Source organism: Streptomyces sp. NPDC055099 (assembly GCF_053607685.1).
This window is the reverse complement of sequence record NZ_JBSGUA010000015.1, coordinates 65,145-81,412: the sequence shown is the minus strand read 5'-3', so window position 1 is coordinate 81,412 and position 16,268 is coordinate 65,145. Positions and strand designations below refer to the sequence as shown.

General features: G+C 70.8%; 12 protein-coding genes. All 12 read right to left on the bottom strand.

The genetic code is table 11. From position 1 onward, the window contains the following. Nucleotides 1-59 precede the first annotated feature (59 nt). Entirely contained in the window at nucleotides 60-245 is a 186-nt protein-coding gene (locus ACWFRU_RS31275) for a hypothetical protein (protein ID WP_453691467.1), read from the bottom strand. Nucleotides 246-462: 217 nt separating this feature from the next. Beyond that, a complete protein-coding gene (locus ACWFRU_RS31270) occupies nucleotides 463-1,056 on the bottom strand; it encodes a hypothetical protein (RefSeq protein ID WP_453691466.1) in 594 nt (197 codons plus the stop codon). Between the two features lie 35 nt (nucleotides 1,057-1,091). Further along, nucleotides 1,092-1,682, bottom strand: coding sequence for a GNAT family N-acetyltransferase (locus tag ACWFRU_RS31265; protein ID WP_453691465.1), 591 nt, complete (start codon nucleotides 1,680-1,682; stop codon nucleotides 1,092-1,094). Beyond that, nucleotides 1,651-3,894, bottom strand: coding sequence for an MMPL family transporter (locus ACWFRU_RS31260; RefSeq protein ID WP_453691464.1), 2,244 nt, complete (start codon nucleotides 3,892-3,894; stop codon nucleotides 1,651-1,653). Before ACWFRU_RS31260 ends, ACWFRU_RS31265 begins: the two co-directional genes overlap by 32 nt. A 214-nt stretch (nucleotides 3,895-4,108) precedes the next feature. After that, on the bottom strand, nucleotides 4,109-6,214 hold the full coding sequence (locus ACWFRU_RS31255) for a phosphocholine-specific phospholipase C (RefSeq protein WP_453691463.1): 2,106 nt from the start codon (nucleotides 6,212-6,214) through the stop codon (nucleotides 4,109-4,111). Nucleotides 6,215-6,342: 128 nt separating this feature from the next. Continuing rightward, nucleotides 6,343-7,635, bottom strand: a complete 1,293-nt coding sequence (locus ACWFRU_RS31250) for an SLC13 family permease (protein WP_453691462.1) — start codon at nucleotides 7,633-7,635, stop codon at nucleotides 6,343-6,345. 95 nt (nucleotides 7,636-7,730) lie between these two features. Continuing rightward, a complete protein-coding gene (gatB, locus tag ACWFRU_RS31245) occupies nucleotides 7,731-9,242 on the bottom strand; it encodes an Asp-tRNA(Asn)/Glu-tRNA(Gln) amidotransferase subunit GatB (RefSeq protein ID WP_453691461.1) in 1,512 nt (503 codons plus the stop codon). 16 nt (nucleotides 9,243-9,258) lie between these two features. Continuing rightward, on the bottom strand, nucleotides 9,259-9,501 hold the full coding sequence (locus ACWFRU_RS31240) for a hypothetical protein (protein WP_361838300.1): 243 nt from the start codon (nucleotides 9,499-9,501) through the stop codon (nucleotides 9,259-9,261). After that, on the bottom strand, nucleotides 9,498-11,003 hold the full coding sequence (gene gatA / locus ACWFRU_RS31235) for an Asp-tRNA(Asn)/Glu-tRNA(Gln) amidotransferase subunit GatA (RefSeq protein ID WP_453691460.1): 1,506 nt from the start codon (nucleotides 11,001-11,003) through the stop codon (nucleotides 9,498-9,500). The genes ACWFRU_RS31240 and gatA overlap by 4 nt, the downstream gene beginning before the upstream one ends. 5 nt (nucleotides 11,004-11,008) lie before the next feature. Beyond that, complete coding sequence (gene gatC / locus ACWFRU_RS31230; RefSeq protein ID WP_016642027.1) at nucleotides 11,009-11,305, bottom strand: Asp-tRNA(Asn)/Glu-tRNA(Gln) amidotransferase subunit GatC; 297 nt, start codon at nucleotides 11,303-11,305, stop codon at nucleotides 11,009-11,011. Between the two features lie 122 nt (nucleotides 11,306-11,427). Beyond that, on the bottom strand, nucleotides 11,428-13,824 hold the full coding sequence (locus tag ACWFRU_RS31225) for a putative bifunctional diguanylate cyclase/phosphodiesterase (protein WP_453691459.1): 2,397 nt from the start codon (nucleotides 13,822-13,824) through the stop codon (nucleotides 11,428-11,430). A gap of 249 nt (nucleotides 13,825-14,073) precedes the next feature. Continuing rightward, nucleotides 14,074-16,257, bottom strand: a complete 2,184-nt coding sequence (gene ligA, locus ACWFRU_RS31220) for an NAD-dependent DNA ligase LigA (RefSeq protein ID WP_453691458.1) — start codon at nucleotides 16,255-16,257, stop codon at nucleotides 14,074-14,076. Between the last annotated feature and the right edge of the window lie 11 nt (nucleotides 16,258-16,268).

Here is a 16,268-nt window from a genome sequence, read left to right as displayed (position 1 = left end):
AGAGACGGCCGCTCCGGGCGCCGCTCCAGCCGGCGCCCCGCGCGCCCCCGCCGCCCGCATCACGCGGCCCGGGAGAAGAGGCTTCTCCATGGGGCCGGGCTCACCCGCCCCTCGGTTCCGTGGCGGGCGGAACGGCGGGCGGTGCGGGCCGCCTTGGCCTCGCGGGCCTCGCGCAGGAGACGGCGGCGGTCGGCCTCGCGGGCGAGCTCGGCGGCGCGCAGCTGGTGCATTTCGTACTCGAACATGAGAACTCCCTGGCTTCTGAGTGGTTGCTGTCTTCCTTCTGACCGCTACTTTCGTCTGCCAGGGAGGGGTGGCACATCGGGAGAGTGCCGCATCTTGAGGGGCCAAGGGGCCTTAGGAGGGTGGGAAGGGGCCTTAGGGCTCTCGTTCCCCAGGCACGCAAAAAGCCGGAGGGGCTGCGATGCAGCCCCTCCGGCGTCCTGAGTACCTAGCCCGCCGTCAACTCGCCGACGGCAGCCCGTAGATCAGGTCCGAGTACTTGGCGATGGCAAGGAGCAGGCCGATGACGCCCAGGGCGACGCCCGCCCACGCGACCGACTTGATCCACGGCGCCTGCACCTGGTCGGGCGCACCGAACGCGGGCCTGACCAGGACGACGAACCCGACGACCAGCGCGGCGAGCGCGAAGGCGCCGGCGATCAGCGCCGTGACCTGCCAGGAGTCGCCGTACAGGGCCTGGATCTGGTCGGCGACGCTCGCCGACTGCTTGGTCTCCAGCTGCCCGACGATGTTCGAGCGCGCCGCGGCGACCGTGCCCAGCCAGCCGCCGGACAGGCCGATCACGCCGAGAGCGGCGGAGACGACGGCCGCGGCACCCTGGAACACGCCGGTGGACTTGGCCGGGGCGACCTCTTCCACCACGACGAGCTCGTCGGCGTCATCGGCCTCGACGGCGTCCGCCTTGGTGGCGTCCACCTTCGTGGCGTCCTTGGTGTCCGCCGTGTCCGCCGTGTCCCCGGTGGCCGCGGCCTCCGGCTCCGCGGGCTTCGCGGCCGCCTCGGCCGTGGTCTCGTCCTCTGTCTTAGTTCCCATGCCCCGCACCGTACGGACGGAGTCTGAGAGCTTTCTTAACGAGCCGCCGAGCCCCCGGCACCCGCCGTCTCACGCGCCTCGCGCGCGGTGCGCCACTCCGAGGCGAGCACCGACCACACCTCCATGTCGTGCCGCACCCCCTGCCAGGGGAAGCTCTCCCGCAGCACCCCGTCCTTGGTCATGCCGAGCCGCTTGGCGACCGCGATGCTGGGGTTGTTCGCCGTGGACACGAGCCACTCCACGCGGTGCATGCCGCGCTCGTCCACGGCCCAGTCGATGAGCACCCGGCTCGCCCTGGTGATCAGACCGCACCCGGCGGCCGAGGGCTCCAGCCACACGCCCACCTCGCAGCTCTCCATGGCCGTGTCGAAGATCCGGAAGAGCACTCCCCCGACGAGCGTGCCGTCCAGCCAGATGCCGTACAGGCGGCCCGTGTCGGCGGCCTGCCGGTCGGCGAACATCTGGAGCAGCTCCCGGGCCGAATCGAGGTCCTTCACCCGCACGGTCAGGGGCACCCAGGGCCCCGCGTACTCCCGCGCACGCTCGACGTGCTCCAGGAACTCCGTTGCCTGCCACGGCTCGATGGGCCGCAGCTCAGCGCCCTCGCCCAGCGATATCGCGAACATCCCGCTCCTTCAGTCCGTCCGGCAGTACGGGGATCCTCGCACCGGGGACGGAATTACTCGAACGACATTCCGGCGGCTCGATGCTGATGCGCGGCAGCAGGCGGTCGAGGCCGCGCGGCAGCCACCAGTTGGCGCCGCCGAGCATGTGCATCAGGGCGGGCACGAGCAGGGTGCGCAGGACGAAGGCGTCGAGCGCGACCGCGGCAGCGAGGCCGATGCCGAACATCGCGATGACCCGGTCGCCGCTCAGGACGAAGGCGAGGAAGACCGAGATCATGATGACCGCGGCGGAGTTGATCACACGGCTCGTCTCGGCGAGGCCCACGCGGACGGCCCGCCGGTTGTCGCCGGTCTCCAGCCACTCCTCGTACATCCGGCTGACCAGGAAGACCTGGTAGTCCATCGAGAGCCCGAAGAGGACCGACACCATGATCACGGGCAGGAAGGGTTCGATCGGTCCGGCCGAGCCGAGGCCGAGCAGCTCACTCCCCCAGCCCCACTGGAAGATCGCGACGACGACCCCGAAAGCGGACGCCACCGCGGCCACGTTCATCGCGGCGGCTTTCAGGGGGATGCCGATGGACCGGAAGGCGAGAAGGAGCAGGACGCAGCCGAGCCCGATGACCACGCCCACGAAGAGCGGCAGCTTGCCGACGATGATCTCCGCGAAGTCGTCGTAGCTCGCCGTGACACCGCCGACCCGCAGGTCCAGCGAGGTGTCGGCCTCGGCCCGCGGCAGCACGTCGTCGCGCAGCCGGTCGACGAGATCGCTGGTCCGCTGCGACTGGGGGGACGAGTCCGGTACGACGGTGACGTGGGCGACCGTGCCGTCGGCGCCGTACGTGACGGGGCTGACGGAGGCGACGCCCTGGGTCGATTCGAGCGTGTCGCCGAGGTTGGTGAGGGCGAGGCGGTCGCCCGCTCCGTCGACGTGCGTGACGAGCGTGAGGGGGCCGTTCACGCCGGGGCCGAAGCCGTCCGCGAGCAGGTCGTAGGCCTGCCGGGTGGTGGCGGACGCCGGGTTGTTGCCCTGGTCGGAGGTGCCCAGGTGGAGGGAGAGCGTGGGCAGGGCGAGCACCGCCATCACGGCGACGGCGACGCCGCCGAGCAGCTTCGGGTGCCGCTCGACGAAGGCGGACCAGCGGGCGGCGAGGCCGGTGGGCAGCTCCGGGGCCGGGCCGTGTTCGGCCAGGGCGCGCCGTTCGCGGCGGCTGAGCGCGCGCGGCCCGATCCAGGACAGGAGCGCGGGCAGCAGGGTCACCGAGGCGGCGACCGTGAGGAGCACGGTCAGCGAGCCCGCGATGGCGACGCCGTTGAGGAAGCTGAGCCGCAGGATGAGCATGCCGAGCAGCGCGATGCACACGGTGGCGCCCGCGAAGACGACCGCGCGCCCGGTGGTGGCGACCGCCCGCTCGGCGGCGACGGCCACCGGAAGGCCCTGTTTGAGGCCCTTGCGATGTCTGGTCACGATGAACAGCGCGTAGTCGATGCCGACGCCGAGCCCGATCAGGGTGCCCAGCATCGGGGCGAAGTCCGCGACGGTCATGACATGCCCGAGCAGCACGATGCCCGCGTAGGCCGTGCCGACCGACACCAGCGCCGTGGCGATGGGCAGGATCGAGGCGGCGAGCGACCCGAAGGCGAGGAAGAGCACCACGGCGGCGACGGCGACGCCGACGATCTCGGCGGTCTGCGCGCTCTTGGACTCGGTGAGCGCGACGGCGCTGCCGCCGAGCTCCACCTCCAGGTGGTCCGAGTCGGCGGCCTTCGCGGCGTCGACGAGGGCCTGCGCGTCCGCCTTGTCGATGGCGTCGGCCTGCTCGTGGAAGGTGACGGTCGCGTACGCGATGCGCGCGTCGCCGCTGATCTGCGCGGCGCCGTGCTGTCCGTACGGGCTGCTGACGGAGGCGACAGCCGGCATGCCCTCGATGCGGTCAAGGGTGCCGGTCATCGTCTGCTCGACGTCGGCGGCGCGCACCGTGGTGCCCGCCTCGGTCCGCCAGACGACGGTGTTGCTGTCGCCGCCGAGCCCCTCGAACCCCTCGTTCAGGAGCTCGGTCGCCCGGCCGGACTCGGTGCCCGGCACCTCGTAGTCGTTCGAGTACGCGGAACCGGCGAGCGCCGCGGCGCTCGCGGCACCGGAGAGGGCGATGAGCCAGAGCAGTACTGCGAGGAGGCGGTGCTTCACACACCACCGTGCGAGTGCTGCCACTGACCTGCTCCCTGGGGTGGTTCGTGGATCTTTATCGGGAACAGCCGTGAATGAACTGAACAGCCCGCAAAGAACGTATGAGCGGCGACATGTGCGCCAGAGACACTTTGACAGGGCCTTAAGATCGTTGGTCCGGTTCGTGGGTTTCCTCACAAGAGCACAAAGGGTGTGCGAGGCCCCACCGGGACCTCGCACACCCTGAGAAGTGAGGGCTTCAGCCCGATACGCTCGCGCGTCCGTTCTCTATGTGCCCCATCAGACGGCGCCGAAAGGCGGGCTCGCCCGCGGACGTGACCTGGAAGTCGTACCAGCCGTGCTCGTCGTCCGTCTGCCAGGCGATCGTGCGGCTGCTGCCCGCCTTCACCCGGACGATCCTGGTCCGCTTCCTGACGTCGCCCTCGTCCACGTACCCGAGCGGCTTGACCGTGAAGACGAGCTCCTTGCGGCCCCGGTTGGCCAGGGTCACGTGGAGCTCGCGGCGGGTGATCGCGGAGGCGAGCTGCGCGCCGCCGTCCTTGCCTCCCGCGAACTCGCGCCGGAAGCCGTTCGGCCCCGTGATCGTGAAGGCGTACGCGTCCTTGGCCACCGGCACGGTCCAGGAACCCTCGCGGACGACGTCCTGATGCTGCGGGACCGCGAACTCACCGGCGTACGGGTAGAGCGCGAAGTGCACGCTGGAGCGGCCGCCGTTGCGCAGCCGCACGGAGAGGGCGCCGTCGCGCCCCGGCTTCACGTACGCGTCGGGCTGGTAGGGCAGCGGGCGTGCGCGGCGGGTGCCCGGCTCCTGGACCGGCATGGACTGCTTGAGAGGCGGCTGCGGCGACCAGCGGCCGCTGAACTCCGGGATGGCGCCGGGCTGCTCGACCTCGGGCTGCCGGTGGCCGCGCCGGAAATCGAAGGCGCCGGTGAGGTCGCCGGTGACCTTGCGGCGCCAGGCGCCGATGTTGGGTTCCTTGACGCCGGTCCACTTCTCCAGGAAGCGCACGACGGAGGTGTGGTCGAAGACCTCGGAGGTGACGTAGCCGCCGACGGTCCACGGCGAGACGACGAGCATGGGGACGCGCACGCCGAGGCCGGTCGGCTTACCGTCCCAGCGCTCCTCCCGCTCCTCGGCGCTGTCGCCGCCGGGCACGGGCGGCGGGACGTGGTCGAAGAAGCCGTCGTTCTCGTCGTAGTTGATGAAGACGGCGGTACGCCGCCAGACCTCGGGGTGCGAGGCGAGGGCGTCCAGGACCTTGTAGACGATGGTCGCGCTGTGGATCGGCGAGGAGACGCTGGGGTGCTCGGAGTCCAGGGCGGACGGCACCAGGTAGCTGACCTTGGCCAGCTTGCCGCCCGCGACGTCCTTGGCGAACTCCTCGGCGAGCTTGCCGGTGGGCACGCGCCGCAGGCCGCGCTCGAACAGCGACCTCTCCGCCTTGGTGAGGGTGGCGACGCCCTCCTCCAGGGTGGCGAGCAGCTTCGCTCGCTCGGCCTCGTCCTTGGCGTCGCGCACCTGGGCGTAGAAGGCCTCCATGAAGGTGAGGCCGGTCTTGGCGAGGACCTTGCGGGCGATGGCCTTGAAGGTGGTGAAGAACTCGATCTGGTTGTCGGTGAAGTTCTCCCACTCCGTGTACGTCTGCCAGCTCACGCCCGCCTTTTCGAGCCGCTCGGCGTACGTCCCCCAGTCGTAGCCGGGGTGCTTGCCCTCGTCGTACGCGTCGTTGCCGACGGCGCGCTTGCCGTTCGCCTCGTAGCCCGTCTTGCCGCTCCACAGGTGGTTGCGGTTGGGGCTCGTGGAGGTGTGGACGGAGGAGTGGTAGGCGTCGCAGACGGTGAAGGTGTCGGCGAGTTCGTAGTGCAGCGGGATGTCGTCGCGCGTGTAGTACGCCATCGTCGCGGCGGTCTTGGCGGTGATCCAGCCGTCGTTCCAGCCGTCGTGCCAGGCCTTGGCGCCGCCGCTCCAGGAGTGGTCGAGGGCGCCGATGTACTGCAGGTCCTTCTTCTGCGCGGCGGCGGCCTCCCGGACCGGGAAGGGCATGACGGTGCGCAGGGCGCCGGGCTGCTCGAACACGGACTTGCCGCTCGGGAGCCGGACGGCGTTGCGGTCGCCGAAGCCGCGTACGCCGCGCAGGGCGCCGAAGTAGTGGTCGAAGGACCGGTTCTCCTGCATCAGGATGACGACGTGCTCGATCGAGTCGAGCCCGCCGCTGCCGGGTTTGTGCCGGTCCTGCGCCAGTGCCTGCTGCAACGACGGCGGCAGGAAGGATCCGACGGCGGCGGCGCCGACCGCGCCACCGCCGACCGCCATCAGTCGCCTGCGCGAAATCTCGGGGGACACGTAACGACCTCCAGTCGACGGCCAATGGTTCTCCGCTGATCCATTGGCCTACTCGGCGGGACGCTAGTGAAGTCCGGTATCCGTGTGAAGACTTGGGGACGAAGTCGGTATGAACGGATGCCCGGGGCTCAGGCGCCGATCAGCAGCCCCGCCCACAGCGCGACGGTCGACGCCGCCAGCGTGAGGGGCACGGTCAGCACGCCGAGGCGGGTGAAGGTCCCCAACTCGGCGTCCGTGCCGTGGTCGTGCAGGATGCGGCGCCACAGCAGGGTGGCCAGCGAGCCGACGTACGTCAGGTTCGGGCCGATGTTGACGCCGATCAGGGCGGCGAGGACGGGGCCGGGGCCCGCGGGCGCGACGGCGGGCAGCAGCGCCAGGATCGCCGGCAGGTTGTTGATGAGGTTGGCGAGCACGGCGGCGAGGCCCGCGATGGCGAGGAGGGCGGGCAGCGAGGCGCCGTCCGGCAGAATCCACTCGATCCCGGAGCCGAGGCCGTTGTCGACGACCGCCTTGACGACGATGCCGAGCGCGAGCACGAACAGGCAGAACAGCGGGCTCGCGGAGCGGACGAGAGCGGTGGCGCTCGTACGTCGTCGCAGGAGCGCACGGACCGCGAGCACCGCGGCTCCGGCGAGGGCGGCCCACAGGGGTTCGACTCCGGCCAGCGAGGTGACGACGAACCCGGCGAGCGTGAGCCCGAGGACGACGAGCGTGAAGACCGGCAGGGGGGTCGGCTCGGCCTCCTTGGGCTCAAGGGCGCCCGCGTCCAGATCGGCGGCGAAGTACCGCCTGAAGGCGAGGTATTCGATGCCGATCGCGACCAGCCAGGGCAATGCCATCAGGAACGCGAACCGGGTGAAGGTGAGACCGCTGGCGGTGAGGGCGAGGAGGTTGGTGAGGTTGGAGACGGGCAGTAGGAGCGACGCCGAGTTGGCCAGATGGGCGGTGGCGTAGACGTGCGGGCGCGGCCTCGCCCCGACGCGGGCCGCGGTGGCGAAGACGACCGGCGTGAGCAGGACGACGGTGGCGTCGAGGCTGAGCACGGCGGTGACCGCCGCGGCCACCCCGAAGACCCCGCCGAGCAGCGTCCGGGTCCGCCCGCCGCAGATCCGGGCGACGAGGTCCCCGGCGGCGGCGAAGAGCCCGTCATCCGCGCAGAGTTGCGCGAGCACGAGCACAGCGGCGAGAAACCCGACCACGGGCAGCAGACTCTGGACCTCGGCGAGCGCGTGCTCCGGCGAGACGGCCCCGAGCCCCACGACGATCCCCGCGGCGGGCAGCGCGGCGACGGCCTCCGGCCACTTCTTGGGCCGTATGACGGCGAACGCGAGCACAGCGAGAAGCAGGCCGACGGAGAGGATTTCGGCGGTGACGGTGTTCAGGGGGGACGCTCCGTGGCCCAGTGGGGGGGCGAACAGCACCCCGCCCACCCACTCGATCACTCCGGGGCAATCGGGTGGGTGGGCGGGGCAGATCCGCCGCGAAACGGCGGTTCAGGCCGTACCGGCGAGAGGGCTCAGCCCTCCACGCCCAGCTTCTGAAGGATCAGTTCCTTGACGCGGGCCGCGTCCGCCTGGCCCCGGGTGGCCTTCATGACCGCGCCGACCAGCGCGCCGGCCGCGGCGACCTTGCCGCTGCGGATCTTGTCCGCGACCCCGGGGTTACCGGCGATCGCTTCCTCCACGGCAGTGGACAGCGCGCCCTCGTCCGAGACGACCTTCAGGCCGCGCTTCTCGACGACCTCGTCCGGCGTGCCCTCGCCCGCGAGGACACCCTCGAAGACCTGGCGCGCCAGCTTGTCGTTCAGGTCGCCCTTGGTGACCAGCTCGGCGACCCTGGCGACCTGCGCCGGGGTGACCGGCAGCTCGTCGAGGGACCGGCCCGTCTCGTTGGCGTTACGGGACAGCTCGCCCATCCACCACTTGCGCGCGGCCGCCGAATCGGCGCCCGCCTCGATCGTGGCGACGATGGGGTCGACGGCACCGGCGTTCAGGATCGACTGCATGTCGTGCTCCGAGACGCCCCACTCCTCGCGGAGCCGGTTGCGGCGCACGCGCGGCATCTCGGGGAGACCGGCACGCAGTTCCTCGACCCACTCACGGGCCGGGGCCACCGGCACGAGGTCGGGCTCCGGGAAGTACCGGTAGTCCTCCGCGTTGTCCTTGATGCGGCCCGACGTCGTGGAGCCGTCCTCCTCGTGGAAGTGACGGGTCTCCTGGACGATCGTTCCGCCGCTGTTCAGGACGGCCGCGTGACGCTGGATCTCGAAGCGCGCCGCACGCTCCACGGAACGGAGCGAGTTGACGTTCTTCGTCTCCGAGCGCGTACCGAACTCCTCGCGGCCGTGCGGCCGCAGGGAGAGGTTCACGTCGCAGCGCATCTGGCCCTTGTCCATCCGGGCCTCGGACACGTCGAGCGCCTTGATGACCTCGCGCAGCTCCGCGACGTACGCCTTGGCGACCTCGGGAGCCCGCTCGCCCGCGCCCTCGATCGGCTTGGTGACGATCTCGATGAGCGGGATGCCGGCGCGGTTGTAGTCCAGGAGCGAGTGCGAGGCGCCGTGGATACGGCCCGTCGCACCGCCCACGTGCGTGGACTTGCCGGTGTCCTCCTCCATGTGGGCGCGCTCGATCTCCACGCGGAAGACCTCGCCGTCCTCCAGCTGGACGTCCAGATAGCCGTTGAAGGCGATCGGCTCGTCGTACTGGGAGGTCTGGAAGTTCTTCGGCATGTCCGGATAGAAGTAGTTCTTCCGGGCGAAGCGGCACCACTCGGCGATCTCGCAGTTCAGCGCGAGACCGATCTTGATGGCGGACTCGACGCCGATCTCGTTGACGACCGGCAGCGCGCCGGGCAGTCCGAGACAGGTCGGGCAGGTCTGGCTGTTGGCGTCCTGCTTCAGCTCGGTGGAGCAGCCGCAGAACATCTTGGTCTTGGTGCCCAGCTCGACATGGACCTCAAGGCCCATGACGGGGTCGTACGTCGCGAGGGCATCCTCGTACGACACCAGGTCAGTCGTGACAGTCACGGTGAAACTTTCCCTCTCAACCCAGCAGGACGTCGTCGTCGCCGAGCTTCTTCAGCTCGCGATAGAGCAGAGCAAGACCGGTGACGATGGCGGCGGCGGAGACAGCGGCGTCGATGAGACGGAGCGTGTCGTTCTCCTTGCGGGCCAGCCTGGCCTGCTTGACGACCGAGATCGCGCCGAAGGCGGTGGTGCCCATCGACAGGTACGCGCCGGGCTTGGACTTCTTGAAGCCCTGGGCCTTGGCAGTCATAGGACTCATAGTGACGGTGCCTCCTCAAGCAGCGGGTGACCCCACCTTTCCACGAAGGCGGCCTCTACGGCAGCGCCGACCTTGTAAAGCCGGTCGTCCTTCATGGCCGGGGCGATGATCTGCAGTCCGACGGGCAGGCCGTCCTCCGGCGCGAGACCGCAGGGCAGCGACATGGCGGCGTTGCCCGCCATGTTCGACGGGATGGTGCACACGTCCGCGAGGTACATCGCCATCGGGTCGTCGGCGCGCTCGCCGATCGGGAAGGCGGTGGTGGGCGTCGCGGGCGAGACGATGACGTCGACCTGCTCGAAGGCCTTCTCGAAGTCCTTCGTGATCAGCGTGCGGACCTTCTGGGCGCTTCCGTAGTACGCGTCGTAGTAGCCGGAGCTCAGCGCGTACGTGCCCAGGATGACGCGGCGCTTGACCTCGTCGCCGAAGCCCGCCTCGCGGGTGAGCGCGGTGACGTCCTCGGCGGACTTCGTGCCGTCGTCGCCGACCCGCAGGCCGTACCGCATGGCGTCGAAGCGCGCGAGGTTCGAGGAGCACTCGGAGGGCGCGATCAGGTAGTACGCGGAGAGCGCCAGGTCGAAGGACGGGCAGTCCAGCTCGACGATCTCGGCGCCGAGCTCCTTGAGCAGGGCGACCGACTCCTCGAAGCGCTGGACGACACCGGCCTGGTAGCCCTCGCCCGCGAACTGCTTCACGACGCCGACGCGCATGCCCTGTACGGAGCCGTTGCGCGCCGCTTCGACGACCGCCGGGACCGGGGCGTCGATGGACGTCGAGTCGAGCTCGTCGTGCCCGGCGATGACCTCGTGCAGGAGGGCCGCGTCCAGGACCGTACGGGCGCAGGGCCCGCCCTGGTCGAGGGAGGACGAGAACGCCACCATGCCGTAGCGCGAGACGCCGCCGTAGGTGGGCTTGACGCCGACCGTGCCGGTGACGGCCGCGGGCTGGCGGATGGAGCCGCCGGTGTCCGTGCCGATGGCGAGCGGGGCCTCGTACGACGCGAGGGCGGCGGACGAGCCGCCGCCGGAGCCGCCGGGGATGCGGGTGAGGTCCCAGGGGTTGCCGGTGGGGCCGTACGCGCTGTTCTCGGTGGAGGACCCCATGGCGAACTCGTCCATGTTGGTCTTGCCGAGGATGACGACGTCGGCGGCCTTCAGCTTGCGCGTGACGGTCGCGTCGTACGGCGGGATCCAGCCCTCGAGGATCTTGGAGCCGACCGTGGTCGGTACGCCCTCGGTGGTGAAGATGTCCTTGAGCGCGAGCGGGACGCCGGCCAGCGGGCCGAGCTTCTCGCCGCTGTCCCGCTTGGCGTCGACGGCGCGGGCCTGCGCGAGCGCACCCTCGCGGTCGACGTGCAGGAAGGCGTGCACCTTCTCGTCCACGGCGTCGATGCGCGCGAGGTGGGCCTCGGTGACCTCGACGGCCGTCAGCTCGCCGGAGGCGACCTTCGCGGCGATCTCGGCGGCGGTGAGCCTGATGATGTCGATCTTGCTGTCCGTCATGGTGGTTAGTCCTCCCCCAGGATCTGCGGCACCTTGAAACGCTGCTGCTCTTGGGCCGGGGCGCCGGAGAGCGCCTGCTCGGGGGTGAGCGACGGACGGACCTCGTCCGCGCGCATGACGTTCGTCAGCGGCAGCGGGTGGGAGGTCGGCGGTACGTCTTGGTCGGCGACCTCGGAGACGCGGGCGACCGCGCCGATGATGTCGTCGAGCTGTCCGGCGAAGTGGTCGAGCTCCTCGTCCTTCAGCTCAAGACGTGCTAGGCGGGCGAGGTGGGCGACCTCCTCGCGCGTAATGCCAGGCATGCGGCGATCCTCTGGGGGTGAGTGTGTGGTTTGTGGCCCCAATCCTATGGGGCCGCACCCCGTGCCCGTGAAACGGATTGCCCCGGCCGGGCCGGGCCGCCTTCTCGCGGGGCCCGCCCGGCCTACTTCGCGATGTCGGCCCCGGCCTCGGCCTCCGCCGCGGCGGCCGCCTCCTCGGCGGCGACGTCGACGGGGCGGCGCCACCCGCGGGAGCCTCTGGCCCGCAGCCAGGCGGTGGTCTCGTCCGGCGGCATCGCGGCGGCGACCAGCCACCCCTGCACCGCGTCGCACCCCAGGTCGCGCAACCGCTCCCACGTCTCGTCGTCCTCGACGCCCTCGGCGACGACGAGCAGCCCCAGGGAGTGCGCGAGGTCGACCGTGCAGCGGACGATCTCCGCGTCCTCGTTGTCGACGGCCAGGCGCGCGACGAACGAGCGGTCGATCTTCAGTTCGCTCACCGGCAGCCGCCGCAGGTGCACCAGGGAGGAGTACCCCGTGCCGAAGTCGTCGAGCGACATCTTGACGCCGTGGCCGGTCAGTCCGGCCAGGGTGTCCGCGGCCCGCTGCGGGTCCTCCAGGAGGACGTGTTCCGTTATCTCCAGTTGGAGCGCTCCCGCGGGGACGCCGTGGCGGGCCAGGCGCGCGGCGACGGCGCCCGCGAAGCCGGGCGTGTGCACGTCACGCGGCGAGACGTTCACCGCGACGGGGACCTTGAGGCCCATCGCCTGCCACTTCGCCACCTGGCAGAGGGCCGTCTCCAGGACGTACTCCGTGAGGTGAGGCATGAGGCCGGAGGACTCCGCTATGGCGATGAACTCGTCCGGCGGCACCTTCCCGCGCTCGGGGTGCACCCAGCGCACCAGCGCCTCGAGGCCCGCCACGCGTCCGTCGAACTGGACCTTCGGCTGGTAGTGGAGCTCCACGTCGCCCGCGTCGAGCGCCCGGCGCAGATCGCCCAACAGGCCGAGGCGGTCGGGGGTGTTGGAGTCCCGCTTGGACTCGTACACCTCGACGCCCGTGCGGTCCCGCTTGGCCTGGTACATCGCGACGTCCGCCCGGCGGAGCAGCCCTTCGGCGTCCATGGCGTGGTCGGGGAAGACGGCGAGCCCGGCGCTGGCCTCCAGGACCAGCGTCAGGCCGTCGAGGTCGAGGGGTGAGCCGAGGGCGGCGACCAGGGACCGTGCCACGCGGGTGGCGGACGTCGTGGAGTCGGCGACGGGCAGCAGGACGGCGAACTCGTCACCGCCGAGCCGCGCGGCCTCCGCACCGCGCGGCAGGGCGAGCCGCAGCCGGTCGGCGATCTGCAGCAGTAAACGGTCGCCCGCGAGGTGACCGAGGGTGTCGTTCACCGACCGGAAGCGGTCCATGTCGATCAGCATCAGGGCCGACCGGGCCCCGATCCGCTCGGCGTCGTCCAGTGCCGTCCAGGTCCGTTCGAGGAGCCACTGGCGGTTGGGCAGGCCGGTGAGCGGGTCGCGCAGCTGCTCCTCGGCCCTGGCCCGCGCTATCCACAGCGTCGAGTCGAGCGCGACGAGGGGGATGGCGAACAGCGGCAGCAGTATGGGCGTCGAGGCGGCGACCACGCAGATCAGCGGCGCGATGCCGAGCAGCGCGACGCCGACGAGTCCCTGGCGGACCAGGGCCGTTCGGGTGACCGTGGGCAGGGCGCCGGTGCGCGGCGCGTGGACGTACCAGAGCAGGACACGGGTGACCACGAGGTACGCCGCGGCGGCGAGGGCCACCTCGGGGGCGGAGTACAGGTCCCAGGTCTCGGGCAGCCAGGGCGACTCCGTCGTCGGGGCGGTGCCGAACGCGGCCATGGCGAGCGCGCCCGCGCCGATGCCGAGGATGTCGACCGCGCCGTGCAGGATGCCCTGGCGCCAGCGGTGGCGGCGGGCGACGCCGACGAGGACGACGACGGTGAGGCTGACCATTCCGGCGGGCACCCAGCCGTACAGCAGGAGGACGGCGACCGTGAGCGCGCCGCCCGATCCCGTGCCGCCCCACCAGCGGTCGCGGCCGAGCGCCACGAGATGGCCGACGATGAGGCCCGTGAGGACGGCGAGGGACCAGCCGACCGTGCCGGAGGGGAACAGGTCGCCCCGTCCGGTGAACGCGTGGAAGAAGCCCGTGCCGAGCACCACCGCGGCGAGCGTCACGACGACAACCGGAAGCACCGGCCAGGGGTCCCGCTCGCTCGATCCGTCGTCCGGGCCGTGCGCCTCGGCGCCGCGCCAGAGCGGCCTGCGCCGCCCCTCGACGCCGGTCTGGGTGGAGCAGGGCCCCGCGTCCCGTCCACCCGCGCTCTCGCCGACACCGAGCTCCTGCGTGCCGTACCCGCCGACGGTGCTCCATGCGCGTTCGCGCCGCTCAACTGGGGTGCTCGGGACGGCGGAGCGTCCTCTCTCGACTTCCTGCGTCTCCCGTGCCGCTCTGCGTCCGCTGAGCCACGCGCCCGGTCCGCGCCGCAGGCGCGCGCGCAGCCGGGAGTCCGGTGCGGCGCTCTCGGTCGGTTCCATTCCCGTCCCTCTCACAGCCGGCGGTGCCCAAGCCACGCGGACTCGCTCCAGAAGTCAGCCGCGTCTGAAACTCCTTCCCCGTGCTCCCTATGAGCAGGGGATACCCCAATCGCAGCGGGGCACGGCAGGCGCACACCTCAACAGTAGGCCGCAGAAGGCTTCCACGGGCAGCGGTCCACAACGGTTGCCCGAATGCGACCCGGCCACCCGTATGCATCTGGTATGCGCTGAACGGGTGGCCTTCAACCGCTACTCCTCGGTCGGAAGCGCGACTTCCGCCGCCGCGTCCGGTCCCTGTTCCAGCAGGACGGCGAAGCCTTCCTCGTTGAGAACCGGAACCTTGAGCTGCATCGCCTTGTCGTACTTCGAGCCGGGGTTGTCGCCCACGACCACGAATGCGGTCTTCTTCGAAACGGAACCGGTGACCTTCGCTCCCCGGCTCTGCAACGCATCTTTTGCGCCATCCCGCGTGTGGTGCTCCAGCGTTCCGGTCACGACGACGGTGAGGCCTTCGAGCGGTCGCGGCCCCTCGTCCTGGCCCCCGCCCTCTTCCTCCATGCGGACCCCGGCGGCCCGCCACTTGCGCAGGATCTCCCGGTGCCAGTCCTCCTCGAACCACTGCTTCAGGGAGGCGGCGATGGTCGGGCCCACACCCTCCACCGCGGCCAGCTCCGCCTCCGTGGCCTGCTCGATCCGGTCGATGGACCGGAACTCGCGGGCCAGCGCCTCGGCGGCGACCGGGCCCACATGCCGGATGGAGAGGCCCGTGATGATCCGCGCGAGCGGGCGCTCCTTGGCCGCCGCGATGTTCTCCAGCATGGCCAGGGCGTTCTTCTTGGCCTCGCCCTGCTGGTTGGCGAAGACCGTGGCGATCTTCTCCTCGCCCGTCTTCGGGTCCCGCTTGGGCAGACCGCTGTCCTGATCCAGTACGTACGCCTTGATCGGCAGGAGGCGCTCGATGGTGAGGTCGAAGATGTCGCCCTCGTCCAGGACCGGCGGCTGTGACGGCTCGAGGGGCTTGGTCAGCGCCGCCGCCGCGACATACCCGAAGTTCTCGATGTCCAGGCTCTTGCGGCCCGCCAGGTAGAAGAGACGCTCGCGCAACTGGGCGGGGCAGGACTTGGCGTTGGGGCAGCGGAGGTCGATGTCGGCCTCCTTCATGGGCCGCAGCGCCGTCCCGCACTCGGGGCACTCGGCGGGCATCACAAACTCGCGCTCGGTGCCGTCGCGCAGGTCCACCACCGGGCCGAGGATCTCCGGGATGACGTCGCCCGCCTTGCGCAGGACGACCGTGTCCCCGATGAAGACGCCCTTCTTCTTCACCACGTCCTGGTTGTGCAGGGTCGCGAACTCGACCTCGGAGCCCGCGACCGTGACGGGCTCCACCTGGGCGTACGGCGTGACGCGGCCGGTGCGGCCGACGCCCACGCGGATGTTCACCAGCTTGGTGTTGACCTCCTCGGGGGCGTACTTCCAGGCGATCGCCCAGCGGGGCGCGCGCGAGGTCGAGCCGAGGCGGCCCTGGAGCGGGATCTCGTCCAGCTTCACGACCACGCCGTCGATCTCGTGCTCGACGGAGTGGCGGTTCTCGCCGAAGTACGTGATGAAGTCCCGTACGCCGTCGAGCCCTTGGACCACCTTGTTGTGCTGGGCGGTGGGCAGGCCCCAGGCCTTCAGGAGTTCGTAGGCGTGGCTGAGGCAGTCGATGTCGAAGCCCTCGCGGGCGCCGATGCCGTGCACCACCATGTGCAGCGGGCGGGTGGCGGTGACGCGCGGGTCCTTCTGGCGCAGTGAACCCGCCGCCGCGTTGCGCGGGTTGGCGAAGGGCTTGTCACCGGCCTCCACCAGGCGGGCGTTGAGCTCCTCGAACTTCTCCATGGGGAAGAAGACCTCGCCGCGGATCTCGACCAGGGCGGGGATCTTGTCGCCCTTGAGGCGGTCCGGGATGTCCGCGATCGTGCGGACGTTCGGAGTGATGTCCTCGCCGGTGCGGCCGTCGCCGCGGGTGGCCGCGCGGGTGAGCTTGCCGTCCTCGTACGTGAGGTTCACGGCGAGGCCGTCGACCTTCAGCTCGCACAGGAAGTGGTGGTCGCCGGTGCCGACCTCCTTGCCGACGCGGTCGGCCCAGGCGGCGAGCTCCGCGTCGTCGAAGGCGTTGTCCAGGGAGAGCATGCGCTCGCGGTGCTGGACCGAGGTGAACTCGGTCTCGTACGCCCCGGAGACCTTCTGGGTGGGCGAGTCGGGCGTGCGCAGCTCGCTGTACTCCTCCTCCAGGGCCTCAAGCGAGCGCAGGAGCTTGTCGAACTCGGCGTCACTGACGACCGGTTGATCGTTCACGTAGTACCGGAAGCGGTGCTCCTCGATCTGTTCGGCCAGCTGGGCATGCTGATCCCGTGCCTCGGCGGGCACAGAGCCTTGCTGTTCGACAGCCACCGTTACATCCT